This is a genomic window from Variovorax boronicumulans, from assembly GCF_029892485.1.
Lineage (GTDB): Bacteria > Pseudomonadota > Gammaproteobacteria > Burkholderiales > Burkholderiaceae_C > Variovorax > Variovorax boronicumulans_B.
In genome coordinates, this window is sequence record NZ_JARXVG010000001.1 from 287,983 (window position 1) to 312,330 (window position 24,348).

Annotated in this window: 24 protein-coding genes, 1 pseudogene and 1 riboswitch; of the genes and pseudogenes, 7 read left to right on the plus strand and 18 right to left on the minus strand. The window is 68.6% G+C overall.

From position 1 onward, the window contains the following. Nucleotides 1-35: 35 nt before the first annotated feature. Entirely contained in the window at nt 36-911 is an 876-nt protein-coding gene (locus tag M2282_RS01375; RefSeq protein ID WP_280807007.1) for an alpha/beta hydrolase fold domain-containing protein, read from the minus strand. Between the two features lie 181 nt (nt 912-1,092). Here M2282_RS01375 and M2282_RS01380 point away from each other — a divergent pair, with 181 nt between their 5' ends. After that, nucleotides 1,093-2,007, plus strand: a complete 915-nt coding sequence (locus tag M2282_RS01380; RefSeq protein WP_280807008.1) for a LysR family transcriptional regulator — start codon at nt 1,093-1,095, stop codon at nt 2,005-2,007. Nucleotides 2,008-2,022: 15 nt separating this feature from the next. On the opposite strand, the gene M2282_RS01385 is transcribed toward M2282_RS01380, so the two are convergent. The 16 genes from M2282_RS01385 to M2282_RS01460 all read right to left on the minus strand — a co-directional run bounded on the left by M2282_RS01385 (nt 2,023) and on the right by M2282_RS01460 (nt 18,353). Further along, nucleotides 2,023-2,496, minus strand: coding sequence for an OsmC family protein (locus M2282_RS01385; protein ID WP_280807009.1), 474 nt, complete (start codon nt 2,494-2,496; stop codon nt 2,023-2,025). A 64-nt stretch (nt 2,497-2,560) separates the two neighbouring features. Beyond that, on the minus strand, nt 2,561-3,289 hold the full coding sequence (locus M2282_RS01390) for an LrgB family protein (protein ID WP_280807010.1): 729 nt from the start codon (nt 3,287-3,289) through the stop codon (nt 2,561-2,563). Then, on the minus strand, nt 3,286-3,639 hold the full coding sequence (locus tag M2282_RS01395; protein ID WP_280807011.1) for a CidA/LrgA family protein: 354 nt from the start codon (nt 3,637-3,639) through the stop codon (nt 3,286-3,288). The genes M2282_RS01390 and M2282_RS01395 overlap by 4 nt, the downstream gene beginning before the upstream one ends. A 4-nt stretch (nt 3,640-3,643) precedes the next feature. Then, nucleotides 3,644-4,663 (minus strand): aminotransferase class I/II-fold pyridoxal phosphate-dependent enzyme, encoded by a 1,020-nt coding sequence (locus M2282_RS01400; protein ID WP_280807012.1) that lies wholly within the window; start codon nt 4,661-4,663, stop codon nt 3,644-3,646. Next, complete coding sequence (gene cbiB / locus M2282_RS01405) at nt 4,660-5,634, minus strand: adenosylcobinamide-phosphate synthase CbiB (protein WP_280807013.1); 975 nt, start codon at nt 5,632-5,634, stop codon at nt 4,660-4,662. Before cbiB ends, M2282_RS01400 begins: the two co-directional genes overlap by 4 nt. Before the next feature lie 21 nt (nt 5,635-5,655). Further along, nucleotides 5,656-9,663, minus strand: coding sequence for a cobaltochelatase subunit CobN (gene cobN / locus M2282_RS01410; RefSeq protein WP_280807014.1), 4,008 nt, complete (start codon nt 9,661-9,663; stop codon nt 5,656-5,658). Beyond that, nucleotides 9,660-10,016, minus strand: a complete 357-nt coding sequence (locus M2282_RS01415; protein ID WP_280807015.1) for a DUF2149 domain-containing protein — start codon at nt 10,014-10,016, stop codon at nt 9,660-9,662. Before M2282_RS01415 ends, cobN begins: the two co-directional genes overlap by 4 nt. After that, nucleotides 10,013-10,486 (minus strand): MotA/TolQ/ExbB proton channel family protein, encoded by a 474-nt coding sequence (locus tag M2282_RS01420; RefSeq protein ID WP_280807016.1) that lies wholly within the window; start codon nt 10,484-10,486, stop codon nt 10,013-10,015. The genes M2282_RS01415 and M2282_RS01420 overlap by 4 nt, the downstream gene beginning before the upstream one ends. Next, nucleotides 10,486-11,175: a 5,6-dimethylbenzimidazole synthase gene (gene bluB, locus M2282_RS01425; protein WP_280807017.1), complete on the minus strand. Its 690-nt coding sequence runs from the start codon at nt 11,173-11,175 to the stop codon at nt 10,486-10,488. The genes M2282_RS01420 and bluB overlap by 1 nt, the downstream gene beginning before the upstream one ends. A gap of 5 nt (nt 11,176-11,180) precedes the next feature. After that, nucleotides 11,181-11,750 (minus strand): cob(I)yrinic acid a,c-diamide adenosyltransferase, encoded by a 570-nt coding sequence (cobO, locus tag M2282_RS01430; RefSeq protein WP_280807018.1) that lies wholly within the window; start codon nt 11,748-11,750, stop codon nt 11,181-11,183. A 9-nt stretch (nt 11,751-11,759) separates the two neighbouring features. Further along, complete coding sequence (locus M2282_RS01435; RefSeq protein WP_280807019.1) at nt 11,760-12,533, minus strand: ABC transporter ATP-binding protein; 774 nt, start codon at nt 12,531-12,533, stop codon at nt 11,760-11,762. Beyond that, nucleotides 12,530-13,540, minus strand: a complete 1,011-nt coding sequence (locus M2282_RS01440; protein ID WP_280807020.1) for a FecCD family ABC transporter permease — start codon at nt 13,538-13,540, stop codon at nt 12,530-12,532. The genes M2282_RS01435 and M2282_RS01440 overlap by 4 nt, the downstream gene beginning before the upstream one ends. Nucleotides 13,541-13,551: 11 nt before the next feature. Beyond that, nucleotides 13,552-14,421, minus strand: a complete 870-nt coding sequence (locus tag M2282_RS01445; protein WP_280807021.1) for an ABC transporter substrate-binding protein — start codon at nt 14,419-14,421, stop codon at nt 13,552-13,554. After that, nucleotides 14,421-14,996, minus strand: a complete 576-nt coding sequence (locus tag M2282_RS01450; RefSeq protein ID WP_280807022.1) for a bifunctional adenosylcobinamide kinase/adenosylcobinamide-phosphate guanylyltransferase — start codon at nt 14,994-14,996, stop codon at nt 14,421-14,423. Before M2282_RS01450 ends, M2282_RS01445 begins: the two co-directional genes overlap by 1 nt. Then, the gene (locus M2282_RS01455) at nt 14,986-16,410 is read right to left on the minus strand and encodes a cobyrinate a,c-diamide synthase (protein ID WP_280807023.1); all 1,425 of its coding nucleotides are present in this window, start codon (nt 16,408-16,410) and stop codon (nt 14,986-14,988) included. Before M2282_RS01455 ends, M2282_RS01450 begins: the two co-directional genes overlap by 11 nt. Next, complete coding sequence (locus M2282_RS01460; protein ID WP_280807024.1) at nt 16,395-18,353, minus strand: TonB-dependent receptor domain-containing protein; 1,959 nt, start codon at nt 18,351-18,353, stop codon at nt 16,395-16,397. The genes M2282_RS01455 and M2282_RS01460 overlap by 16 nt, the downstream gene beginning before the upstream one ends. A 101-nt stretch (nt 18,354-18,454) precedes the next feature. Next, nucleotides 18,455-18,718: riboswitch (cobalamin riboswitch) on the minus strand. A 166-nt stretch (nt 18,719-18,884) separates the two neighbouring features. Between M2282_RS01460 and M2282_RS01465 the strand changes: the two genes are divergently transcribed. From M2282_RS01465 to M2282_RS01480, 4 genes are all read left to right on the plus strand, one after another. Beyond that, nucleotides 18,885-19,109 carry a hypothetical protein gene (locus tag M2282_RS01465; RefSeq protein WP_013541792.1) on the plus strand — a complete coding sequence of 75 codons (225 nt, stop codon included), beginning with the start codon at nt 18,885-18,887 and terminating at the stop codon, nt 19,107-19,109. Beyond that, nucleotides 19,106-19,441: a cell division protein ZapA gene (locus M2282_RS01470; RefSeq protein ID WP_280807025.1), complete on the plus strand. Its 336-nt coding sequence runs from the start codon at nt 19,106-19,108 to the stop codon at nt 19,439-19,441. Before M2282_RS01465 ends, M2282_RS01470 begins: the two co-directional genes overlap by 4 nt. A 283-nt stretch (nt 19,442-19,724) precedes the next feature. After that, a complete protein-coding gene (locus M2282_RS01475; protein ID WP_280807026.1) occupies nt 19,725-20,546 on the plus strand; it encodes a sulfite exporter TauE/SafE family protein in 822 nt (273 codons plus the stop codon). Between the two features lie 63 nt (nt 20,547-20,609). Further along, the gene (locus M2282_RS01480) at nt 20,610-21,035 is read left to right on the plus strand and encodes a universal stress protein (RefSeq protein ID WP_280807027.1); all 426 of its coding nucleotides are present in this window, start codon (nt 20,610-20,612) and stop codon (nt 21,033-21,035) included. Nucleotides 21,036-21,038: 3 nt separating this feature from the next. Here the strand turns inward: M2282_RS01480 and M2282_RS01485 are convergent, their stop codons facing one another. Further along, nucleotides 21,039-22,001, minus strand: coding sequence for a helix-turn-helix domain-containing protein (locus M2282_RS01485; protein ID WP_280807028.1), 963 nt, complete (start codon nt 21,999-22,001; stop codon nt 21,039-21,041). Between the two features lie 168 nt (nt 22,002-22,169). Between M2282_RS01485 and M2282_RS01490 the strand changes: the two genes are divergently transcribed. Both M2282_RS01490 and M2282_RS01495 read left to right on the plus strand, forming a co-directional pair. Beyond that, complete coding sequence (locus tag M2282_RS01490) at nt 22,170-23,204, plus strand: carbon-nitrogen hydrolase family protein (RefSeq protein ID WP_280807029.1); 1,035 nt, start codon at nt 22,170-22,172, stop codon at nt 23,202-23,204. Nucleotides 23,205-23,221: 17 nt separating this feature from the next. After that, nucleotides 23,222-24,284, plus strand: a pseudogene (locus M2282_RS01495) (phenylacetaldoxime dehydratase family protein). Nucleotides 24,285-24,348 lie beyond the last annotated feature (64 nt).

Genomic DNA, 24,348 nt, shown 5'->3' on the forward strand with positions numbered 1-24,348 from the left:
GCGGCTGTCAGTGGGTGGTGCTGACTCTTGCGGGTCTAGCTGGGCTCGGGCGCCGCTGGAGGTGGCGTCGTGGCACTGAAGAACTCGCGAAAGTGCTGCTGCACGTTGGCCGCGCAGTCCCTGCACCCTGCGTTCTCAGGGTCGTACAGCGCCTTGGGCCAGTTCGCCGCGCCGGGCAGCACGTTGCTGGTGACCTCGATGCCGGCTGCGCGCAGCCGGCCCGCGAAGGTCATGGCTTCGTCGCGCATCGCGTCGTCCTGCCCCACCAGCACCAGGGCCGGTGCCAGGGCGGCCAGGCGCAGCGAACCGCTGGGCACCGCATACGGGTGCATCGCGTTCGACGGGCAGCTCAGGTACTTCTGCCAGCCGGTGGCCCAGCGGCATTCGGCTTCGTCGTTGGTCGCGCTGCGCAGCGACGCCGTGCCTGCGCAGGGGTCGAGCATGGGCGACAGCAGGATCTGGCCTGCCAGCGGCGGATGGGCCCGGTCGCGGGCAATCAGCGCGACTGCCGCAGCCAGGTTGCCACCGGCTTCCTCGCCGGCCAGATAGACCAGCGAGCCCTTGCCGCCGAGCTTGGTGCGCTGCTTGTAGAGCCATTCGAGAGCGGCATAGCCGACTTCGATGGGCTCGGGGAACGGCACCAGCGGGTAGGCCAGCGAGACCACCACGGCACCCGAGCCGGCCAGCAGCCGGGCCACGTTGCGCCCGTTGTCCAGGCCGCCGCACACGAAGGTGCCGCCATGGAAATGCAGCACCAGCGGCGCTGTGTCGCCCTTGGCGCGCTGCCCGTAGACACGGGCGGCCACCGGTTCGCGACCGGGCAGCTCGATCGACAGATCGGCTTCCACGCCTTGCACCGCGGCGGCAGCAGCGGCAGCTTCGGCAGAACGGGACGATGGAACGGGTGACATGGGCGACCTCAGGGGGATGGGCGATGGTTGAAATATAAGGCGCCCTGTGTGGCATGAAACAGGCAACCTGACCCCACTCTGTTTCCAAACGGCTAACAATCCGTATGCCACGGGGGGTTGGGCTCCCTGTGTGAGAATCCGCCTCCCTCCGGCGTGGGCCGGGTTCCAGAACAGGCATTCAATGGATCAGATCCAGGCAATGCGGATCTTTGTCCGCGTCGTGGAAGCCGGCACCTTCACCCGTGCCGCCGATTCGCTCGCCCTGCCCAAAGGCACGGTCACCAAGCAGATCCAGGCGCTGGAATCGCGCCTGCGGGTGAAGCTGCTCAACCGCACCACCCGCCGCGTGACCGTCACGCCCGACGGCGCGGCCTACTTCGAACGCGCCGCACGCCTGCTGAACGACTTCGACGAGATGGAGGCCAGCATGACCAATGCGCAGGCCAGCCCCACAGGGCGGCTGCGCATCGACGTCGGCACGTCGGTGGCCCGGCAGATCATCCTGCCCAACCTCGCCAGCTTCTGCGACCGCTACCCCGACATCCAGGTCGACCTGGGCGTGAGCGACCGCACCGTCGACCTGATCAGCGACAACGTCGACTGCGTGATCCGCGCAGGCGAACTCAGCGACCAGTCGCTGGTGGCCCGGCGCATCGGCACGCTGCATTTCGTGACGGTGGCCTCGCCTGCCTACATCAAGCGCTATGGCGCACCGCAGCATCCGAACGACATCGAGAAGCGGCACACCGTGGTGAGTTACTTCTCGGGCACCACGCGGCGCATCTATCCGCACGAGTTCCACAAGGGCGACGAGCGCATCGAACTGAACGGGCCGTACCGGGTGTCGGTGAACGAGAGCAACGCCCACATGGCGGCGGTGCTGGGCGGCTTCGGCATTTCGCAGTGCATCACCTTCATGGCGGAACCGCATCTGGAAAGCGGCGAGTTGGTCGAGGTGCTACCCGACTGGAGCCGCGACCCGTTGCCGATTCATGTGGTGTATCCGCCGAACCGCCACCTGAGTGCGAAGGTGCGGGCGTTCGTGGATTGGGCGGCGGACCTGTTCGCCAAGAATCCGCGGCTGCAGCGCCGCTGAAACGCCCGCCGCGCGCTACGCGGCCGGATACACAGGCTCGCAGCGCACCTCGGTCTTCACCGAATTCGCAATGAAGCACTCCTCATGCGCCCGGTGGTGCATGTGCTCGATCTGCTCGCGCGTCGGCAGGTTCTGGCCCGAGAACGCCACCTCGGGCCGCAGCGTGACCACGGTCATCGCCATCTTGCCTTCCGCGTTCTTCTCCATGACGCCGGTGGCCGCATCGAAGTAACGGTCGACGCAGAACTTGCGCTTCACCGCCATCGTCAGGAACCAGAGCATGTGGCAGCTCGAGAGCGACGCGACGAAGGCCTCTTCCGGATCGACCGCCGACGCATCGGAAAACGGCAGCGGCACCACGTGCGGCGACGAGGAGCCCGCCCATTCCGCGCCGCCGTCGAAGCGCAACGAGTGCCTCCGGCTGTAGGTGTTGGCCAGGAAATCCTGGTCGCCTCGTTGCCACAGGACTTCTGCGGTGTATTCGGACATGTCTTCGTTCTCCGTTGCAGTTGTTGGTTTGCAATCCCGGACGGCGGCGCGCAGGCGATACAGCTCAGGCGCCCAGCAGCCTGACCAGCAACGGCACCAGCAGCGCCGTCGCGATGCCGTTCAGCCCCATCGCGAGCGCCGAGAACGCGCCGGCCGTCTCGTTCACCTGGATGGCCCGCGCGGTGCCGATGCCGTGCGCCGCCATGCCGACTGCAAAGCCGCGCACCGCGGGCTCCTTGATGCGCAGCAGGTTCAAGAGGCCCGTGGCCATGATCGCGCCCGAGATGCCGGCCACCGCTGCCGCCACCGCGGCCAGCGACGGCAGGCCGCCGATCTTCTCGGCCACGCCCATCGCGATGGGCATGGTGGCCGACTTCGGCGCGAGCGACATGATCAGCTCGTGCGATCCGCCCAGCGCCCACGCGATGCCGATGGCCGAGACAATGGCCGCCACGGAGCCCATCAGCAGCGCGACGCCGATCGGCAGCCACAAGCGCCGCAGCCGCGCGATCTGGCCGTAGAGCGGCACGGCCAGCGCCACGGTCGCGGGGCCGATCAGGAAATGCACGAACTTCGCGCCTTCGAAATACGTGTCGTAGGGCGTGCGCGTGACGAGCAGCACCGTCACGATGACGACCACGGAGATCAACACCGGATTGACCACCGGGTTCGCACCGCTGCGCCTGTGCAGCCACAGCGCGCCCAGATAAGCGAGCAGCGTGAGCGACAGCCACAGCAGCGGCGACTGCGCAAGAAAGACCCAGATCTCGGAGAGCTTCGCCGGCGCGCTCATTCGGCGTTCTTTCCGGTGATGCGGATCATCCAGCGGAAGGCGAGCGCGGTGACGGTCATCGTGAAGGCCGCGCCGACGATGCCGGCCGCCAGGAACGGCAGCCACTCGCGCCCCACCCGCTCGAAATGCAGCATGACGCCGGTCACGGCGGGAATGAACAGCAGCATCAGGTTGCGCAGCAGGTGGCCCGAGGTGTCGGTCAGCACCTGCGGCACGCTGCCGCGCACGAGCAGCGCGATGAACATCAGCACCATGCCGATCAGCGGACCGGGGATCGGCAGGCCTAGCCACTGCACGAGCAGTTCACCGGCCAGCTGGCAAAGGAAAAGCGAGGTGATGGCGTAGAGCATGTTTTCAATCTTCGGGGCAAGCGGCTGCGCGTGTCCAGGCCTGCTTCAGCGCCTCTTGGCTCTGCGGCGGCAGCACGCCCAGGCGCACATGGCCCGGCAGGCCGAAGGAGGCGCAGTCGCGCAGCTTGACGCCGTCGGCGCGCAAGGCTGCGGCCAGCCGGGGGTACGGGGTGCCGGTGCGGGCGCAGAAGAAGTTGGCATCGCTCGGCAAACAGCACCAGCCGAGCGATTCGCAGAGCGTGCGCTGCCGGGCTTTCCAGGTGCGCAAGGTCTGCAGGCTTTGGGCGAGCCAGGCTTGTGCTTCGTCGCCGGTCCAGGTTTGGAGCAGTGCCACGCCATGGGTGCCGAGCGGCCATGACGGTGCAAGTCGTTCGAGCCTTTGCATCAGGGGCGCAGCAGCAGCGTCGTCGGGCGCGATCGCGTAGGCGGCTCGGATGCCGGTGAGGCCCATGGCCTTGTTCGGTGTCCACAGCTGCCAGACGCGGTTGCGCTGCGCGCTATCGAGCGATGCATGGCCTTCGAGGCGCAGCGGTTCGTAGGCCATGTCGAGAACGCAGGTGCTGTCGGATTGCGCATGCAACGCGAGATCGACCTGCGCCTGCCCCAACGGACTCGATGGCTCGCAGCACCAACGCAGCGCCGCGCCCTCATGCGGCTCGGGCGCACGCGACACCTGCAGCCCCCACGCCAGAGCCGCACGCTCGTAGTCGCCGTAGCTGTGCGCCGGCAGCCAGACCTGCCTGCCACCGCCCTGCGCAACGGCGGCGCTGATGCGGTGGATGAATTCGCTGGCACTTGCCGCAATCACGATGCGTTCGGCAGTCACGCCGTGATAGGCGGCGAGCCGTGCGCGCAACGACGTGTAGCGCAGATCGGGATAGTGCGCCGCATCGGCCGAACGCAACGCAGCAACCGCAGCCGGGCATGCGCCGACGGCATTGCCATTGGTCGAGAAGTCGTGCAGCGCAGCGCCGGCCTCGTCCGGCCCGCCATGCATGAAGGTGCCCTGCGATTCCAACGTCATCCCCAGCTCACGCCAACAGCCGCAACGATGGCCAGCGATGCAAGCACCGTCCACACCACCACGGCCCTGCCACCCAGCTGCGCCGTGCGCTGCATGTCGGCCGCGGTGGGCACCCGCCCTTCCCCGTTCAACGCATACACACCCGGCTTGGCCAGGCGCACGCCGAGCAGCAGCGCCATCGCGCCCATCGGCCAGCCGCTGTTGGGCGACGGTGTGCGGCGCGCCTCGCGCGCAAGGCCAACAGGCCATCGCAGCGCCGCCAGCGCGAGCAGCAACGCGGTGAGCCGCGCCGGCAGCCACGAGAGCAGGTCGTCGGCGCGCGCGGCCCATTTGCCGAACCAGGTCCAGTCGCGTCCGCCGCGCTCGCCGCGGTAGCCCCACATCGCGTCGGCGGTGTTCGCGAAACGGTAGAGCGCTGCACCGGGCAGGCCGAACAGCACGAACCAGAACACGGGCGCGACAAACGAATCGTTGAGGTTCTCGGCCAGCGATTCGATGGCGCTCTCGCGCACCTGGCGCTCGTCGAGCAGGTTCACATCGCGGCTCACGAGGCGTCCCAGCTGCGCGCGCCCCGCATCGAGCGAAATGCCCAGCGCCGCTTCGACCGCAAGCACCTCGTCGCGCAGCATGCGCCATGCGAAGAGCGGCTTGAGAAGCAGGCCCAGCAGCAATGCCACGGCCCAGACGGGAAGCCATTGCGTCACGACGCCCTGCAGCCAGGAGCCCACAGCCCACGCGCACAGCGCGCCCACGCACCAGGTCAACGCCCCCATGAAGAAGACCGGCAGGTCCACACGCTTCGCCTGCCGCGGCCGGGGCGCAAGCGCCGAACCGACCCGGCCGAGGTACTTGCCCATCCACACCACCGGATGCCACCCCGAGGGCGGCTCACCGAGCCAGCGGTCGACGGCGAGCGCGATCCATAGCGCGGCGACGAGGGCCAAGGCGTAGTCGAGGTGGGCGTAGGGCATGGGCGCAGCCATTCTCGCGAATCAGGCTGGCGCTTGGCCGCGCCGCCACTGTGCGAGCGCACCGAATGCGACGAGCAGCGCCGCACCCAGCGCGACCCAGAGGCGCAGGGCGTCGGTCTCGGCCTTCGGGACCGGCGCCCGGTCAGGCACGGGGTCCAGCTTGAGACCGCTGACGGAAGCGACTTGGTCCTGAGCCGGCTCGGCCGCCGGCGCCGGTGCGGGCAGCATTGCGACGGCGGGCACAGTCACCGGACTGGGCTTCTGCCCGACCGCAGGGGCAGGCGGCGACAACTGCGCCTGCACAAACCGCTGCACCGCCGTATTCCGCTCGCGCAGGCCGGTGGCGCGAACAGCCTCGGCATACGCAGTCGCCAGCTCCCGCCGCGTCGCCGCATCGGGCTTCCAGTAGTCCAGCCGCACCGCATCGAGCATGCGCTCCAGCGTCTGCGCGAAGGCGGCGCGGTTGTCGCCTTCCAGCCATTCGCGCGTGCCCAGCTTGTACCTGTCGCGCACATACACCTCGTGCAGCGATTGCCATTGGTCCTGCCGCACCGTGCCGGGCGCGGTGACCTGCCAGCCCCAGAGGAACTGCGCGGTCTTGAGCACCTGCAGCGTGCCGCTGTAGCCCTCAGCCTTCTGCGCTGCTATCCATTGCGGGTGCAGGTAGCGCGTCTGCATTTCGCGCGCGATGGCGCCGGCAGCGGTGTCGGTGCGCACCGCGCTGCTGTCGCGCAGGTTCTGCACATAGAGCGCCAGGTTCTTGCCCGTGAGCTGCCGCACGGCCTGCGCGATGCCGCCCAGGTACTGGAACGGATCGTCGTTGGTGAGCACGCCGTAGAGATTCGACGTGCGCGCCATCAGCGCCGCATCGACCTGCGCGAGATTGCCGGCGTACGCACCCGGTCGTGCTGCGCCGTCGAGCCCTTGGCCGTAGGCGTGCCCCATGCGGTCCATGTAGAGCTGCGCCATCTGTGCATCGCCACCGCCGCGCCGCTGCGAAGTCCACACGTCGCTTGCGAGCGCGGCCTCCTCGAGCCCGGCGCCGTAGCTGCCCTGCTCGTTCGAGAACACGCGCGCGGTCGACCAACGTTTCGCCTCGGCCGGCGTGGCGCCTTCGGCGCGGAGCTTGCGGGCCAGCGCCTCGCTGTGCTGCGCGACGGCGTTGCCGGGCTCGTTCAGCAGCGCGACCTGCTGCACCGCCTCGTCGAGCCAGCGCATCGCGTTCGGGAACTGGTCGCGGTAGGAGCCCGTGACGCTGATCAGCACGTCCATGCGCGGCCGCTTCAGCGCGGATGCAGGCAGCACCTCGATGCCGGCGATGCGCCCTGCCTCGTCCCAGCGCGGCTTCACGCCCATCGCGTAGAAGGCCTGGCTCTCCATCACGCCCTGGTGGCGCGAGGCCTCGCCGGCCCAGAGGGTGAAGGCGATCTTTTCAGGCGGCTTGCCGGCGTGGCTCTTGGCGTGCCCGGCGATCCACGCATCCATGGCGGCGACACCGATGTCCCATGCGGCGCGCGTCGGCACGCGGCTCGGATCGAACCCGTAGAGGTTGCGGCCGGTCGGCAGGCTGTCGGGGTTGCGCACCGGGTCGCCGCCATAGCTGGCCTTGAGGTAGCGGCCATCGAGCGCGGTGAGCAGGCCTTCGATTTCTTCGTTGTGGGCGAGTGCGGCATCGATCTTCTGCGCACGCAAGGCCATGGTTCGCAGCGCCTCGGCCTTCGTCGCATCTGCGCCCATCGCGCTCGCAGCTTCGACATCCTTGACCGCCACGTCCACCCATCGCGCGGGGCGTGAAGTCGCGATGTTCCTCGAGTCGATCAGGAAAGCCTCATCGACGTCTTCCCCCAGCGCCTCGGCCAAGGGCTTGCCAAGGATCTGCAGGATGGTCATGCGGCGGCGTTCCGCATCGGGGGCCTGCCCGAAGGTCGCAAGGCCGAGCGGCTGTGCGGTCTGCGCCAGTTCGTCCAGGTACGGATGCAGCACCGCGATGAAGCCCGCGAAGTCCGCGCGGATGCGTGCGGGCGTCCATTTCAGGTCGCGGTCGTAGTGCTGTTCGATGAACTCTGCGGTGAGCTGCTTTTCCATCGCGGTCTTGACCGGGCCGGGCGACAGCGTCTCCCAATCGTGCATGCGCTCGTGCATCGCCTGCAGGCCGGGCCGAAAGCCCGCGGGCGCGAACATCGGTGTCGAGTGGCTCACCATCGTCGCGCGGCCGCGGCGCTTGGCGGTAGTGGCCTCGCCGAGGTTGTCCATGATGTACGGGTACACGTTGGGCAGATCGCCGAGCGCGAGCAGCGGATCGTCCTGCACCGAGAGCCCGCGCTCCTTGCCCGCCGACCACTCGACCGTGCCGTGCGTGCCCACGTGCACGACAGCGCTGGCGCCGAACTGCGTACGCAGCCAGAGGTACGTGGCCAGATACCCGTGGCTCAGCGGAATGGCAGAGCGGTGGTAGACCTGCTCGGCCTTGCCCACCACCTGCGTGCCGGGTTCGAAGCGCGGCGGCTGGCGCAGCACGACGACGTTGCCGAACTGCACGCGCGGAATGACGAAGGCCTGCTCGCCCGCGACGGGCCGCAACATGGTCGATTGCTCGGGCGGCCCCCAGTAGTTCTCGATGCGATGCTGCGTCTCGGCAGGCAGCGCGCGAAACCATGCCAAGTAGCGCGACAGCGGCAACGAATCGGCCAGGTTCCTGTCGAGCAGCGGCTGCAAGGCATCGCCGCCATCGACGGGGTAGTACGCCTTCATCGTCGCCTGCACCTGCGCGATGAGCGCGTCCGCGCCGGGAATCTCGGTGCGATAGCCCGCCGACTGCATCGCCGCCAGCATGTTGTTCACGCTGCGCGGCACGTTGAGAAACGAGGCGCCGAAGTTCGTCTCGCCCGGCGGGTAGTTGTAGACCAGCATCGCGACGCGGCGGTCCGCAGCCGGTGTGCGCTGCAGGCGCAGCAGCGCGGCCGCCTTGCCGGCCACCGCGTCGATCTGCGCGGGCAGTGGCTGCAGCGTGCCGGTGACGGCATCGCGCGCGCTCAGGAGCATCGGATCGGTCATGCCCGCCAGTTCGCTCGGGCTGTAGTAGGAGGCGATGTCGGTCTGCGCAAGGCCGTCCTTGCTTTGGGCCCATTGCGTGGCGTTCATCGCGAGGGAGGGCAGGGTCTGCAGCACCGGCACGCCGATGCGCTCCAGCTCGGCCTTGCGCTCGTTCGGCGTGAAGACCAGCGAGGCGTTGAGGATCAGCTCGGCCACGCGGCGTTCGTCTCCACCGGCTGCATGTGTCATGCGAAAGAACAGGTCCTTCTGCTGGCGCGGGCCGTAGAAGGCGTAGGCGCGCAGGCCGCGCTGTTCGAGCGCGTCGATCAGCGCGTCGAGCCAGCCGGTGTCGTCGCCTGTCACGGTGGCGCTGTTGACGGCGATGGCGACGGTTCCGGCGGTGCCCGCCAGCCGGTCCACTGCCACGATGTCGGTTTCGATGCGCGGCCAGCGCGGGTGATAGAAGCCCGAGAGCGGCGTCGGCATGGGCGGCGGCAGTCCGTTCAGGTCGTCGATCTGCGCCAGCGCTTTCATCGCCGCCTTCAGATTGGCCGTGCCCGCAAACCGCCAGTACTCCCGCAATCGCTGCGCCCAGACCGCATCAACGCCGCGTTCCGCAACGAGCGGCGCAGCGCCGGAGGCCTGCCCCTTGGCCACGAGCGCGAACTCGCCGATCGACACATAGGACACCGCGCTGCGCGAAATCACATCGCCGAATCGCGCCGCCGCAGCCTGTGCCACGCTGATGTGCGGCGCATCGATCACCAGCAGCCGCGCCCCGCCCAAAGCCGCAGCCAGCGCTTCAGGCGAATCCTTCGCAGCCGATACCACCTGCAGAGGCAGCCCCACCTCTTGCGCCGCCTCCTGCAGGCGCACCACGCGCGCCGGCGACACCAGCGATGTGCTGAGCACCACGATGCGGGAAGGCTCGTCCGGCTCCGCGTGCGCGCAGAACGCCAGCGCCATCAGCAAGAGCCAGACGAGGAGGCGCGTCACTTCCCGCCCTGCACTGCAGGCACCGCATCCGCGGGCACATAGACCATCGTGCCGTCCTTCAACCGCCAGGCCGTGCCGGCCTTCTCGCCGTCGCCCTGCCCCGTCGCGCCGCTGGCCTTGAAGCGCGTGAGCTTCTGCCCCTCGCGCGTGATGATCTCCATGTCCGGCTTGCCCTCGTTGCGGATGATGGTGACCTTGTCCTGCGCGAACGGATTCATCGGGTTGTTGATGACCGCGATCATCAGCATGCCGATGACCACCATGAACACGTCGATCAGGTTGATGGTCGAGAGCACCGGGTCATCGTCGTCTGTGTCCACGCTGCTCAGGATCGAGAACTGCCGACGACTCATGACAGGCGATCCCGCGCATCGAGCACCGCCACCAGCTCTCGCATCAACCAGCGGCGACGCACGGTGTAGACCACGAAGGTGATCGATGCTGAGGCCAGCGCGACGATCACCGCGGCGAACGCGGGCGCGAGGCTCTGAGCCACGCCCTGCGATTCACCCGAAGCAACGGCGACGAGTGCCGGCCCCATCGGGATCATCGTGGCGATGAGCCCGAGCATCGGCGCCACGCGGCTGCACAGGCGCACGCCTTCGAGTTGCTTCAGCACCACGAGCTCCATCTGCTCCTGGCTCGCATCGGCATGGCGCTGCAGCACCAGCACGCGCGACGGGTCGCGGCGGCGCTGCAGGTATTCGATGCCGAAGGCGCCGAGGCAATACACCGCGTAAACGAAGGAGAGCAAGACGCCGAGCGTCACGGGCCAGAGGAACAGGCGCGCGAGTTCGAAGAGGACGGTATCGAAGGCCAGCATCAGGCAGCTTCCACGGCGGATGGGGCGAGGGAAAACAGGTCCGACGGCTGGCCCCAGCGTTCGTCGAACACCAGCGCCGAGAGCGGCTCGCGTCGCGCCCAGCGTTCGCGCTGCAGCATCGGCTCTTCGTAGAAATCGTGCACCGGGCCGAGGCAGAGCAGCGCGATGGGCTCGGCGCCATCGGGCAGGCCGAGCAAGGCGCTCAATTCCACCGGATCGAACAACGACACCCAGCCCATGCCCAGCCCTTCGGCACGCGCCGCGAGCCACAGGTTCTGGATCGCGCAGGAGGCCGAGGCCAGGTCCATCTGCGGCAAGGTGCGCCGGCCGAACACATGCCTGTCGCGGTCATCGGCGAGCGACACGGCCAGCAACTCGGCCGCGTCGAGCAGGCCCTGCACCTTCAGGCGCATGAACTCGTCTTCGCGCTCGCCGAGGGCCCGCGCCGTGAGCACACGTTCGCGCTCGACCGTGTCGTGCAGGCGCTGACGCAACGCGACATCGCGAATGCGGATGAAGCGCCACGGCTGCATGAACCCGACGCTGGGCGCGTGATGCGCCGCTTCGAGCAGCCGGCGCAGCACCTCCGGCGCGACCTCGCCACCTGCGAAGTGCCGCATGTCGCGCCGCTCGTGGATGGCGCGGTACACCGCCCTCGCCTCGTCGGCCGCGAACGCGTGCTGCGCCATCGGGTTCAATCCTCGATGCCGCGCTGCGCCGGGATGCCGGCCTTGAACGCGTGCTTGACCAGCGTCATCTCGGTCACGGTGTCGGCCAGCTCGATGAGCTCGGGCGGGCAGCGCCGGCCAGTCAGTGCCACGTGCACATGCTTGGGCCGCGCGCGCAGCGTTTCGAGCACGCCTTCGAGCGGCAGCCAGCCGTAGATCAGCGGATAGGTGATCTCGTCGAGCACCACGAGGAAGAACTCGCCCGACAGGATCGCGGCCTTGGCCTTCTCCCACCCGTCGCGCGCAAGCTGCCCCGAGCGCTCCAGGTCCTGGCTCTTCCAGCTGAAGCCGTCGCCCAGCCCTTCGATCGGAATGCCGATCTGCTCGAACATGCGGTGTTCGCCGAAGCGCGCCGAAGGCACCTTCATGAACTGGTAGATCTTCACGGCCTTGCCGCGGCCATGGGCGCGCAGCGCGAGGCCGAAGGCTGCGGTGCTCTTGCCCTTGCCGTCGCCGGTATTGACGATGACGATGCCGCGGCGTTCGCCCTCGGGCTTCTCGTAGGGTTTTTCGCTGGGAGGAGTTTCGATCTGCATGTGTATTCCTTATTTCGGCAGCGCGATCCACTGATCCGCCACGCGGTGCACGCGGATGCGGTGGTCGAACACCTGTTCGAGCGCGGTGTGGGTGGCCGGGTCGTCGCAGTCGCCGTGGTGCACCACGCGGCCCTTGTCCATCACGACCATTTCGTCGGCGGCCAGCGCCATCGGCAGTTCGTGCAGCACGCTGACCACGGTGCGGCCCTGGGCCACGAGCGTGCGGGCGGTCTGCATCCAGTCGGCCTGGTGCGGCGGGTCGAGGTTGGCGAGCGGCTCGTCCATCAGCAGCACCTGGGCCTCGACCGCGAGCGCGCGGGCGAGCAGCACGCGCTGGCGTTCGCCGCCCGAGAGCTGGCCGAGCGGCCGGTCGCGCCAGTCCCACGCTTGTGTGCTGCGCAGGGCGCGCTCCACGGCCTCGCGGTCGGCGGCGCTCGGGGCAGCAAGCCAGCGCTGGTGCGGCAGGCGGCCGAGCATGGCGACGTCGTAGACCATCAGGTCGTCGGCGCTCGCCTCGCCCGTGCCGCTCTGGCCGAGCCACGAGAGGCGCTGCGCGCGGATGCGGGCCGGGATCTTGCCCTCGGCCTCGCCAAAGAGCAGGACTTCGCCGCGGTGCGCGAGCAGGCCAGCAAGCGCCTTGAGCAGCGTCGACTTGCCCGCGCCGTTCGGCCCGACGATGCTGGTCCAGCGGGCGGACGAGAGCGCGAGGTCGATGCCGTGCAGCACCTCGGTGGTTCCGAGCGTGGCGCTGAGGCGGCGGGCTTCGATGGCCGCGCCGCTCATGTCAAACCTCCGCGCGCGCTGCGGCGATGCATCAGCCACAGCAGATAGCTGCCACCGAGCACCGCGGTGAGCACGCCCACCGGCAGCTCCTGCGGTGCGATCAGCCAGCGCGCCAGCAAGTCCGCCGCCATCAGCAGCAGCCCGCCCATCAACGCCGACAGCACGATCAGCCGCGCATGCGTGGTCTTGACGGCTGAACGCACGAGATGCGGCGCCGCGAGGCCGACGAAGGCGATCAGCCCGGTTTGCGCCACGGCCGCGCCGGTAGCCAGCGCGAGCACCACGACCAGCGCCGCGCGCATGGCACCCAGCGGCAGGCCAAGGCTGCGTGCGGTCGCCTCGCCGAGGGCCAGCCCATCGAGCACCGGCGCCAGCGCCCAGGCCGTGAGCAGGCACACCGCGCACACAGCACCCATCACGGCGCAGGCGCTCCAGCCCACAAGGCCGGTGCTGCCGAGAATGAAGCCCTGGATGGCCTGGAGGATGTCCGCCGAGGCGATGGTGACCAGGTCTTTCGCGGCACCGAGCACCACGCCGACGATCACGCCCGCGAGCAGCAGCCGCAGCGTCTGCTGCACACCGCGCGCCAGCGTCAACGTGAGCAACACGGCAAGTACAGCGCCGATGAAGGCCGCGCCGGTGAGGCCGATGCGCATCACCCATTGCGTGCTCGCGGCCGAACCGCCGAACAGCATCAGCGCCACAGCCACGCCCAGCGATGCCCCCGAGGCGCTGCCGAGCAGATAGGGATCGGCCAGCGGATTGCGGAACAGCCCCTGTGCGACCGCGCCCGCCAACCCGAGCAGCGCGCCCGCGAGCCACGCGCCGAGCGTGCGCGGCAGGCGGATGTCCCACACGATCTGCAGCGCCACCGGGTCGTGCCGCGCGGCCAGCAGGCTCTCGAAGCCGGTGCTGCCGATGCCGAGGCCGAACAGCAGCAGCGCGATGCCCAGCCCCAGCAAGGCCGTGCCGAGCAGAACGACGCGGCGCAGGTGTGCGGAATGCATGCGGGCGGCGTTCACCGGCCCTTGTCCACCAGGCATTGCGCCATCAAGCGTGCGGCCTCGTCCATGCGCGGGCCGGGGCGCACGAGCACGTCGGACTGCAGCGCATCGAAGCGGCAGATGCGGCCTTCGCGCACCGCGCGGATGCCGCCCCAGCCGGGCCGTTGCTCCAGCCCCTGCGAGCTGCGCACGCTGACCATGATGAGGTCGGGATTGGCGCGCACCACGTACTCGGGGTTGAGCTTGGGAAAGGGCCCGAGCTTGGCCGGCACGATGTTCCTCATGCCCAGCCGCGTCAGCGTCTCGCCGATGAACGACGACTCGCCCGCGGCATAGGGCGTGCTGTTGATCTCGAAGTACACGCGCTTGCCCTTCGCACTCGCAGGCACCGACTGCGCCGCGGCCGACACGCTCGCATCGATCACGCGCCACACGCGCGGCGCCTCGTGCGTGCCGAGCACCTCGTCGAGCTTGCCGAGCACGCGCTGCACGTCGGCGTGGCTCTTGGGTTCGAGCACCAGCACCTTCAGGCCCAGCGCCTCGAGCCGCTGCGTGACGCGTGACGACTTGGCCAGCAGCACCGCGTCGGGCCTGAGCGCGACGATGGCTTCCACGTTGGGTTCGATGCCGCCGCCCATCTGCGGCAAGGTGCGCACGACGGTCGGCGAGTTGGAATAGTTGTCGACACCCACCAGCCGCTCGCAGGCGCCGAGCGCGCAGACGGATTCGGTGAGCGACGGCAGCAGCGTGACGATGCGCTGCGGCGGTTGCGGCAGGCTCACGGTGACGCCGCGTTCGTCGATCACGTCGAAGGCGTGCGCGGCGAACGCGCACAGAAACAGGCCGATGGCGGCGAACAGCGATGGAATCCAGCGCATCTTCATCAGGCGGGCGCCTTCAGGCTCAGCGGCAGTCCGGCTGCCATCAGCGTCACGCGGCTGCATGCGGCGGCCACATCCTGGTTCAGGCGCCCCAGTGCATCGACGAAGGCGCGGGTCGCGCGGCCGAGCGGAATCACGCCCAGGCCGATCTCGTTGCCGACCAGCACCACCGGCCCGCGCGCCTCGCGCAGCGCAATCAGCAGCATGGTGGTGTGGGCCGAAGGCGTGCGGGTCACCGGCCGCGCGGCCTCGGTGCGCAACGGCATCAGCAGGTTGGTGAGCCAGAGCGTGAGGCAGTCGACGACCACCAGGGTCTCGGGCGCGCTCTGCGTGACGATGGCGCGCGCGAGCTCGACCGGCTCCTCGATGGTCCGCATGCCGGGCACGCGCTCGGCGCGGTCGGCCTGGTGGCGCACGATGCGCTCCTGCATCTCGTCGTCGTGGGCCTGGGCGGTGGCGATCAGCACGGCGCGGTGGGTGCCGGGCGCGGCGGCGAGCCAGTCGGCCGCGCGCTGCTCGGCGCGGCGCGACTTGCCGCTCTTTTGCCCACCGAGGATGAATTCGTGCTCAACGGTCATCGGTCTCTTCCTTTGCTGCGTCGTGGCCCAGCTCGATCGGCATCGCGCCGAAGAGCCGCGCCGTGGCTTCCGGGCTGGAGGCGAACCATGCGTGGAAATAGCTGGCCCGCACCGGTCCACGCACATAGAAGGCCTCGCCACCGCGCGCACCCACGGGCTGCGTCGCGCCGGGCCGCGCGGTGTGGGCAGAAGGCACGAGCGGCGTTTCGCAGCTCGAATAGTGGAAGGTGTGGCCGCGCAGGGTATGGCTTCCCAATTGGAGCTCCTGCGGGCCGAGGCCGGCGAGGCGCTTCTGCATCGTCACGCGGCCGGGGAGCAGGCCCCAGAGGCGATGAACCTGCTGCTGGCCTGCTTCGGTGTGCGTGGCCAGTTCGTCGAACAGCGCCATCATCCCGCCGCACTCGGCCCAGACGGGCTTGTCCGCGGCGACGTGCGCGACCAGGGAAGCACGCATCCGCTCGTTGGCCGACAGTGCCTCGGCATGCAGCTCCGGGTAGCCGCCCGGCAGCCAGACGGCATCGCAGTCCGGCAAGGCATCGCCCGCCAGCGGCGAGAAGAACGCGAGCCGCGCGCCGAGGGCAGACAGCACATCGAGGTTCGCGGGATAGATGAAGGAGAACGCCGCATCGCGCGCAATGGCGATGGTGCGGCCTGCCAGCAGCGGCGCCATGTCTGCATCCTGGGAAGCGGCCGCATCGAAGCGCACCTGCGGCAGTTGAGAGACCGGCATCTGGCCCAGCGGCGTTTCGGCCAGCACATCGGCCGCCGCATCGAGCCGCGCCATCGCGTCGTCGAGCTCGCCCGCGCCCACGAGGCCCAGGTGCCGCTCCGGCAATGCGAACCCCGGATCGCGCGGCAAGGCGCCCATCCATTGCGAAGGCTCGCGCAACGCGTCCTTCAGCATGCCCGCATGGCGCTCGCTTGCCACGCGATTGGCCAGCACACCGGCCCACGGCAAGCCGGGCCTGAAGTTCTGCAGGCCATGGGCCAGCGCCCCGAAGGTGCCAGCCATCGCATGCGCATCGATCACGGCCAGCACGGGCAGGCCGAATCGCTCCGCGAGGTCGGCCGCGCTCGGTGTGCCATCGAACAAACCCATGACGCCTTCGACGATCACCAGGTCGGCCTCGGCCGCCGCGGCACGCAGGCGCGCCCGGCAATCGGCCTCGCCCGTCATCCACAGGTGGAGCGAATGCACCGGCGCCCCGGTGGCCAGCGCCAGCCAGTGCGGGTCGAGAAAGTCCGGCCCGCATTTGAAGGCCCGCACCCGCCGGCCCTGCCGCGCATGCAGCCGCGCGAGCGCGGCCGCCACCGTGGTCTTGCCTTGGCCCGAGGCCGGCGCGGCAATCAGCACCGCGCCGCAGGTGACTGCGGCGCCGTGGCGTGGCGAAAGGTCGTTTACTGCGGTGTCCACTTGAGGCCGAGGTAGGCGCTGCGGCCCCCGTTGGCGTAGAGCCGTGCGAACTGGTAGTCCTTGTCGCCGACATTGTCGATGCGGGCGATGAGGTTCAGGTCGCGCGCGATCTGCGTGCTGGCCGACAGGTTCAGCACGGTGTAGCCGCCGAGCTTGACGGTGTTGGCCGTGTCGTCGTAGCGCTGGCTCGAGGCCTGCACCTCGGCGCCCAGCGTCCAGCCGGCGACGCGCCAGTCGGCGCCCAGCGTGCCGTGGCGCTTGGCGCGTCGGGCGAGCAGGTTTCCGGTGTCGGCGTCCTTGGGGTCCTGCACATCGAGCGAGGCGCGCAGCGTGACGTCGCCGAGGCGCTGGCTGGCCGAGAGCGTGGCGCCCTGCAGGGTGGCGCGGGCCACGTTGGTGTAGCAGCCGAACGCCGAGGCGCAGCCCTTGGCGGTGCCCGCGAAGTTGATCAGGTCGCGCACGCGGTTGCGGTACACCACGATGCCGGCGGTGGTGCCGTCCTTGGCGTAGGCCAGGCCCAGCTCGGCGTTCTGGCTGGTCTCGGGGCGCAGCGTGGCCACGCCGTATTCGCTGAAGCGCTGGTAGAGCGTAGGCACGCGGAAGGCCGTGCCAGCCGACGCAGTGAAGCGCAGCGACGGCGTGATGGCGAAGCCGTAGGCCGCGCTTCCGGTGGTCTTGCCGCCGAACTCGCTGTCCCGGTCGCGGCGCACGTGCAGCTGCAGCGAATGCGGGCCCTGCACGAAGCCGTAGCCGAGTGCAAGGGCGTTCTGCGAACGGTCTTGCGAGAACAGCTTGGCCGAGGTGGTGGGCGCGTTCTCGAGGGCGTCTTCGCGGCGCTCCAGCGTGGCCGTCACCAGGTGCGGGCCGAAGCGGAACTCGTTCTGGAACAGGTAGCCGCGCAGGTTGGTTTCGGTGCGGTAGAACGAAGGCTGGGTCTTGTAGACCGATTGCGAATCGGTCACCTGCACGCGGGTGCTGTAGATGTCGTTCCACCTGGCCGACCAGGTGAGGCCCGCGGTGCGCAGGGAGTTGGTCGAGACGTCGTTCTTGAAGAGGATCGGCGGCTTGGTCCTGAAGCTGACCGAGGCGTCGTAGCCGGCCTCGATGTCGCTCTGGAGCAAGGTGGCTTCGATGCGCTGGTCGGGGTTGATCTGGAAACCCAGCTTCAGGTTGCCCGAGGTGCTGCGGTAGCCGTCGCGGTCGGGGCTGGTGAAGCCGTCCTTGGAGGGCGTGCGCTTGGTCGCAGGCTGCACATTGAAGCCCTTGCTCTCTTCGTGCGCGACGCCGAACGAATAGTCGAACAGGCCCGACTTGCCGCTCACGCCGCCTTCGATCTTGCGCAGGCCATGGCTGCCGAAGCCGATGCCCGCGTAGGGCGACACGCCCTCTTCGCCGCGCCTGGTGAAGAGCTGGATCACGCCGCCGATGGCGTCCGAGCCATACACCGCGGCGGCCGGGCCGCGCAGCACCTCGATGCGGTCGATCTGCGCGAGCGGAATGCCTTCCCAGCCGGCACCGCCGGTGGTTTGCGAGTCGATGCGCACGCCGTCGAGATAGACCGCGGTGAAGCGCGTTTCCGCGCCGCGGACGAACAGGCTGGTGGTGTTGCCCACGCCGCCGGTGCGCGAGATCTCGATGCCGGGCTGGCGCGCCAGCAGGTCGGCCACGCCGGTTGCGCCGCTGCGCTCGATGGTCTGGCGATCGATGATGGACACATCGCCCACCAGGTCCGACAGCGGCTGCGGCGTACGGTTGGCAGTGACCACTGTTTCGCCGAGCGTGGGCGTGGCTTCCTGTGCATGCGCCAGCGTGGGCAGTTGGATCAGTGCGAAGCCGCCGAAGGCCGAGGCCAGCGCGAGCGGCAGGCAGGCAAGACGGCGATGGCGGATGGGCGCAAGCGCGCGGCCGCAAGAAGCGCGGAAAAGGGAAACGCAGGAAATCATGAGTGAGCCGAACAACGTCAATGCCCTTGGCCGGCCTCCCCGCCGGCGCCTTGGGCGCAATGACCGTCGCGGGCATGAACCGGTTTTATTCGTTCGTGCATGCGGCGGCCGCCTTGTTGGCCGGTATCCGGGCTGGCAGAACGGCCCCTGCCGCCTTCCCAGGCGCCTGTTTCAGGGCGCCCAGTGGCTGATGGAAAGGGGTGACGCCTTGCGGCATCGTCTGCTTGACCGTTGCGGGGGCAGCGCAGGCGGCTTCGGCCTTGATCCGATGTCCGGCTTGCGGACCTCTCGGGGCGTTCACTCCTGCTTCCCGTTGAACTGCGCCGTGTGAACCACGGCGCGAGCACCAACGGGCGGGATTTTAGGCCCTGCGGCGGCACGGCTAAGCCGAAAGTTGTGGCCGCGCGATGACACCGCAACCCGAAAACTTGGAAGCCTCGGGCGCAGGCCGCAGAATCGGCGCCAGGACGAAGCAAGCACCGCGCGCACTGTCGGCGGACCCCATTCCCCGGGAAACTACAATCGCCAACCATGCCCGCCTCCAGCCCCATCGATCAGATCGCCGAGCGTGTGGAACGCCTGCTTGTGCGTCACGAAGAGGTACAGCGCACCAATGCGCTGCTCCAGGAACAGGTCGATGCGCTCGTGCGCGAACGCGACGGGCTCAAGTCGCGGCTCGCTGCGGCACGCACGCGCCTCGACGCACTGCTCGAGCGGCTGCCGGCCGAACCACCTCCCGAAGATTCCACCGCATGAAGCAGATAGAAGTACAGATCATGGGCCAGAGCTATTTGCTCGGCTGTCCCGACGGCGGCGAGCCGCTGCTGCGCGATGCGGTCGAACGCGTGGATGCCGCCATGTGCAAGATCCGCGATGCGGGAAAAGTCAAGGCGCGCGATCGCATCGCGGTGCTGGCTTCGCTGAACCTCGCCTTCGACCTCGCTGCACAGCAGGCGGCTGCAGCGGCGACACCTGTTGCTGCAACGCCGGCAACCGCGGCCACGGAGCCCGGCGAAGTCGATGCCAAGGCCGCCCAGCTCATTCAAAAGCTCGATCACGCACTGGCCGGCGATGGTCATTTGCTCTGAATGAACACCATGGACTCATACGGAGCGTAAAATCCGAACTGTCTGCGGTGCGCGTCGGGCTTAATATTTCCTTGTTCCAATGCTCTCCGGAGCCGGGCTTGGTACATCGCTTGACGGGCGTGATCATCTCGCGTCAGATGAACCCGAAGTCTTGCTGCCCTCGCCCACCTGAACCCTGGTTCAGGATGCGGGTCCGGCGCCCACTTGCAGACACCTTTTTCCATCGGCACGGCCCCCAGCACACACTGCTCGGGGCCGTTGCTTTGTCCGAAGACCCCGCAGCGTGACCGACCTCCTCGACCCCCTCCTGATTCTTGAACTCGCCACGCTCGGCCTGGGCACCGGCTTCCTCGCGGGCCTCCTGGGCATCGGCGGCGGCATGCTGATGGTGCCGTTCATCACGATCATCATGGGCCACCGCGGCGTGGCGTCCGACCTGGCGGTGAAGATGGCGATCGCCACTTCGATGGCCACGATCATCTTCACTTCGGTGTCCAGCGTGCGCGCGCACCACAAGCGCGGTGCAGTGCGCTGGGACATCGTCCAGCGCCTCGCCCCCGGCATCGTGATCGGCAGCCTGGCCGGGAGCCTGGGCGTGTTCGCGCTGCTCAAGGGCACGGCGCTCGCGATCTTCTTCGCGCTGTTCGTGGGCTTCTCGGCCACGCAGATGTTCCTCGACAGGAAACCCAAGCCCACGCGCCAGATGCCCGGCACCGCCGGCCAGCTGGCGGGCGGCGGCGTGATCGGTTTCATCTCGGGGTTGGTCGGCGCGGGTGGCGGTTTCATCAGCGTGCCGTTCATGACGTGGTGCAACATCTCGATCCACAACGCGGTGGCCACCAGCGCAGCGCTGGGCTTCCCCATTGCGGTGGCCAATGTGATCGGCTATGCGATCAGCGGGCAGTCGGTGCAGGGCCTGCCTGCCGGCTCCTTCGGCTACATCTGGCTGCCGGCGCTCGTGGTGATTGCCGTCTGCAGCGTCTTCACCGCGCCGCTCGGTGCCAAGGCCGCGCACACGCTGCCCGTGAAGAAGCTCAAGCGCGTGTTCGCGAGCATCCTGTACCTGCTCGCCGCCTACATGCTGTGGAAAGGCCTGCGGGGATAAAAGTCCCCATGGTCTGGGGTGTGACCCGTTGCGACCCGCGGGGTGCGGCCGTATAACGGTTTCATGAAAATCCTCATCGCCGTCGACGGCAGCGCCTACACCCGCAAGGCGCTCGACTACCTGATCGCCAACCGCGCCATGTTCGTGGACGGCCACGAGCTCATCGTGGTCAACGTGTGCACCGGCATCTCGGGCCACGTGACGCGGCACCTCAGCAAGGAGATCGTGTCGGAGTACTACGCCGAGGAGAGCGCGAAGGTGCTCGACCCGGTGAAGGCGCTCCTCGCCGAAAAGGGCGTGAGCAACTACACGATCGACAAGCGCCACGGCCATGCGGCCGAGGAAATCCTCAAGTCGGCCACTGCCGCGCATGCCGAGCTGATCGTGCTCGGCACCCACGGCCACGGCCTCTTCGGACGCGCGCTGATGGGCTCGGTGGCCACCAAGGTGATCGGCGAGACCGACATCTCGGTCCTTCTCGTCCAGTAAACGCTACTGCACCCGCTGCTGCCGCCATTCGCGCGGCGAGCAGCCGAAACGCTCGCGGAATGCGCGGCTGAAATGCGCCGCATCGTTGAAGCCGCGCCCATACGCGATCTCCCCCACCGGCTTGCCTGCAAGGCGCGGCTCCAGCAGGTCGCGGCTGCAAGCTTCGAGCCTGCGCTCCCAGATGTACTGCGAGGGCGTCAGCGGTTCGCTCTTGAACACGCGGTGGATGTGGCTCGCCGACACCCCCAGCGATGCCGCGAGACTGCCCACCGAGAGCGACGGATCGGCCAACTGCTCATCGATGCACCGCTTCACGCGCGCGAGGTGGTATGCCGTGAGGTTGCTCAGCGACGGCGCACGCGCCGCCGGCAGCGTCTGCAGGCCCGCCACGAGGATGCTCTGCACGCCGTTGGCCACAGCCAGCGCTGAAGCCGGCTGCAGCGTGTCGATGTCTTCGCGCAGCGTGCGGATCATGCCGAGCAAGAGATGCCCCGCGCCCTCCTTGCCCGACACCGTGGTCGCCGTCAGCGCCTCGGTGTCGCGCAGCTCGCTGCGCAGGCGCTCGCCGGGCAGCTTGAGCACGATCTGCTCGAACTTGTCGTCGAAGAGCAGCTGGTAAGGCCGCGTGCTGTCGTACAGCGCGAAGTCACCGGCCGAGAGCACCGCATCGCGCCCATCCTGCCGCACCACGCCGCGCCCCTGCGCCTGGATGCTCACGAGGAAATAGTCGTCGCCCGAGCGCGCGATGTGCCCGCTCGTGCGCATGACCTTCTGCGGGCCTGACTTGACCACCGACACATCCAGGCTCGGCAGCGAGTGCTGGCGGATGCTGCCTTCGAAGTTGCCGATGTCGTCCGGCCGCACCGGGTCGCACCCGAGCTGCACGTAGACGTTGCAGATCATGTCGGTCCAATACGCCAGGCGCTGGTCGCGCGCCACGGCGTCGGTGCTGAACAACTGGTTCATGGGGTTTCCCGTAAAGCGCGTGCAACGCTGGAACAAGAACGCCGCCAGTTCGGGTCAAGGCGTTCCGCGGCGGCGAATCTACGCTTCAAGCAACCCGCATGCCACCGCGCAAACCCGTGCTGGCGGTGTGCGAAGTTGTTTCATCACTCCACTTCCGAAAGGCCCGCCATGCCCACCACCGTTCACCCCAAGCTCCGCGTCGCCGCCGTGCAGGCCGCGCCCGTGTTCCTCGACCTCGACGGCACCATCGACAAGACCATCGACCTCATGGCCCAGGCAGCGGGCCAGGGCGTGAAGCTCATCGCCTTTCCCGAGACCTGGGTGCCCGGCTACCCATGGTGGATCTGGCTCGATTCGCCCGCCTGGGGCATGCAGTTCGTGCAGCGCTACCACGACAACTCCCTGGTGATCGGCTCGGCAGAGTTCGACCGCATCAAGGATGCGGCCCGCAAGCACAAGATCTGGGTCTCGCTCGGCTACAGCGAAAAGGCCGCGGGCAGCCTCTACATCGCCCAGGCGCTCATCGACGACCAGGGCCACACCGTGCAGACGCGCCGCAAGCTCAAGCCCACGCATGTGGAGCGCACCGTGTTCGGCGAGGGCGACGGCTCCGACCTCGCGGTGGCTGAAACAGCCATCGGCAATATCGGCTCGCTCTCGTGCTGGGAGCACCTGCAGCCGCTCAGCAAGTACGCGATGTATGCGCAGAACGAGCAGATCCACTGCGGCGCATGGCCCAGCTTCTCGCTCTACCGGGGCGCGGCCTACGCGCTCGGGCCGGAGGTCAACAACGCCGCGAGCCAGGTCTACGCGGCCGAGGGCCAGTGCTTCGTGGTCGCACCGTGTGCGACGGTCTCGCAGGCGATGAGCGACCTCATGTGCACCGATGCCGGCAAGCAGCAGATGCTGCGCACCGGCGGCGGCTTCGCGCGCATCTACGCGCCCGACGGCTCGCCGCTCGGCACGCCGCTGGCCGAGGACCAGGAAGGCCTGGTGATCGCCGACATCGACCTGGGCATGATCTCGCTCGCCAAGGCCGCGGCCGATCCGAGCGGCCACTACTCGCGGCCCGATGTCACCCAGCTGTTGCTCAACAAGACGCGCCGGGAGCCCGTGGTGTTTCAGCGCACGCCCGAGCCCGAAAGCAGTGCGCCCGAAGCGGTGGCTGCAAGCACCGAGCCACGCCTGCAGCTCGCCGCCTGACACCCGGAGTCCCCACCATGGAATCCGCCATCGCCGAGCACCTGAAATGCCCCCGCACGCGGCACCGCCGCGTCGAGGACGACTACACCCCACCCTACCCCGTCTGGTCGGCCCGCGCGCCGGCTTCGGTGATGCAGGTGGTGATGGGCTATTTCGGCGTGCAGTCGCGCGGCCCCGAGATGCAGGGCCGCGCCTGCGCCGCACTGATGAAGATCGCGCGCGACTTCGCCCTGCCCGACGGACCGGGCCATCACGACCTCACGCACCACGTCGATGCCGACGGATTCGACAACATGATCGCCATCGCCTACTGGGACGACGCTGCGGCCTTCGCGCGCTGGAGCGCCACACCCGCCATCGACGCATGGTGGCGCTCCGACGAGCGATTGAGCGAAGGCCTCGGCTACTTCCGCGAAATCGCCTCGCCGCGCGTCGAACACTTCGAGACCATGTTCAACACGCCGGACCGCTTCGAGGGCGTCGGCGTGGTCATGGGCGAGGTCAGCGGCGAGTTGCAGGAGCACGGCTACTGGGGGTCGATGCGCGACCGCATCCCGCTCTCGCAGACCGATGCGATGGTGCCCTCTGGCACGCGGGCGGTGATCGCCGGCACACCCGCATTGGGGCAGCGCGTGCGCTATTGCCGGCCACGAGAACATCGCGATGATCCGCTCCGGCCAGGAGTGGGCCGACACCACAGGCCAGGAACGCACGCTCTACCTGGAGGACATGGAACCGGTGCTGCGCGAAGGCATGGAGTTCCTCCGCGACCAGGGCCTGGGCATCGGCTGCTACAGCAACCGCTACATGCACCACCTCGACGCGCAGGGCGCACCGCTGCAGAAATCGTTCGGCCTGAGCTACTGGCGCTCGCTCGCCGACATGGAGCGCTGGGCCGAATCGCACCCCACGCACGTGGCGATCTTCGGCAGCTTCATGCGCTATGTGCAGACACTGAACTTCCAGCTGCAGCTGCGCGTGTACCACGAGGTGTCGGTGCTGAAGGCCGACGAGCAGCGCTACGAGTACATCAACTGCCACGCGCGCAGCGGGCTCATGAACGGGCTGGCTGCAACATAAGAGAATTCCACGCGCGGGATTGCCTTAGGATTCGCCCCCTGTTTCCAAAGGCCGCAAGGCAAGG

Bases quoted from the DNA above. Each gene is read 5' to 3' on its own strand.
- M2282_RS01375 (WP_280807007.1), bottom strand. From the start codon at position 911: ATGTCACCCGTTCCATCGTCCCGTTCTGCCGAAGCTGCCGCTGCTGCC.
- M2282_RS01380 (WP_280807008.1), top strand. From the start codon at position 1,093: ATGGATCAGATCCAGGCAATGCGGATCTTTGTCCGCGTCGTGGAAGCC.
- M2282_RS01385 (WP_280807009.1), bottom strand. From the start codon at position 2,496: ATGTCCGAATACACCGCAGAAGTCCTGTGGCAACGAGGCGACCAGGAT.
- M2282_RS01390 (WP_280807010.1), bottom strand. From the start codon at position 3,289: ATGAGCGCGCCGGCGAAGCTCTCCGAGATCTGGGTCTTTCTTGCGCAG.
- M2282_RS01395 (WP_280807011.1), bottom strand. From the start codon at position 3,639: ATGCTCTACGCCATCACCTCGCTTTTCCTTTGCCAGCTGGCCGGTGAA.
- M2282_RS01400 (WP_280807012.1), bottom strand. From the start codon at position 4,663: ATGACGTTGGAATCGCAGGGCACCTTCATGCATGGCGGGCCGGACGAG.
- cbiB (WP_280807013.1), bottom strand. From the start codon at position 5,634: ATGCCCTACGCCCACCTCGACTACGCCTTGGCCCTCGTCGCCGCGCTA.
- M2282_RS01415 (WP_280807015.1), bottom strand. From the start codon at position 10,016: ATGAGTCGTCGGCAGTTCTCGATCCTGAGCAGCGTGGACACAGACGAC.
- M2282_RS01420 (WP_280807016.1), bottom strand. From the start codon at position 10,486: ATGCTGGCCTTCGATACCGTCCTCTTCGAACTCGCGCGCCTGTTCCTC.
- bluB (WP_280807017.1), bottom strand. From the start codon at position 11,175: ATGGCGCAGCACGCGTTCGCGGCCGACGAGGCGAGGGCGGTGTACCGC.
- cobO (WP_280807018.1), bottom strand. From the start codon at position 11,750: ATGCAGATCGAAACTCCTCCCAGCGAAAAACCCTACGAGAAGCCCGAG.
- M2282_RS01435 (WP_280807019.1), bottom strand. From the start codon at position 12,533: ATGAGCGGCGCGGCCATCGAAGCCCGCCGCCTCAGCGCCACGCTCGGA.
- M2282_RS01440 (WP_280807020.1), bottom strand. From the start codon at position 13,540: ATGCATTCCGCACACCTGCGCCGCGTCGTTCTGCTCGGCACGGCCTTG.
- M2282_RS01445 (WP_280807021.1), bottom strand. From the start codon at position 14,421: ATGAAGATGCGCTGGATTCCATCGCTGTTCGCCGCCATCGGCCTGTTT.
- M2282_RS01450 (WP_280807022.1), bottom strand. From the start codon at position 14,996: ATGACCGTTGAGCACGAATTCATCCTCGGTGGGCAAAAGAGCGGCAAG.
- M2282_RS01460 (WP_280807024.1), bottom strand. From the start codon at position 18,353: ATGATTTCCTGCGTTTCCCTTTTCCGCGCTTCTTGCGGCCGCGCGCTT.
- M2282_RS01465 (WP_013541792.1), top strand. From the start codon at position 18,885: ATGCCCGCCTCCAGCCCCATCGATCAGATCGCCGAGCGTGTGGAACGC.
- M2282_RS01470 (WP_280807025.1), top strand. From the start codon at position 19,106: ATGAAGCAGATAGAAGTACAGATCATGGGCCAGAGCTATTTGCTCGGC.
- M2282_RS01480 (WP_280807027.1), top strand. From the start codon at position 20,610: ATGAAAATCCTCATCGCCGTCGACGGCAGCGCCTACACCCGCAAGGCG.
- M2282_RS01485 (WP_280807028.1), bottom strand. From the start codon at position 22,001: ATGAACCAGTTGTTCAGCACCGACGCCGTGGCGCGCGACCAGCGCCTG.
- M2282_RS01490 (WP_280807029.1), top strand. From the start codon at position 22,170: ATGCCCACCACCGTTCACCCCAAGCTCCGCGTCGCCGCCGTGCAGGCC.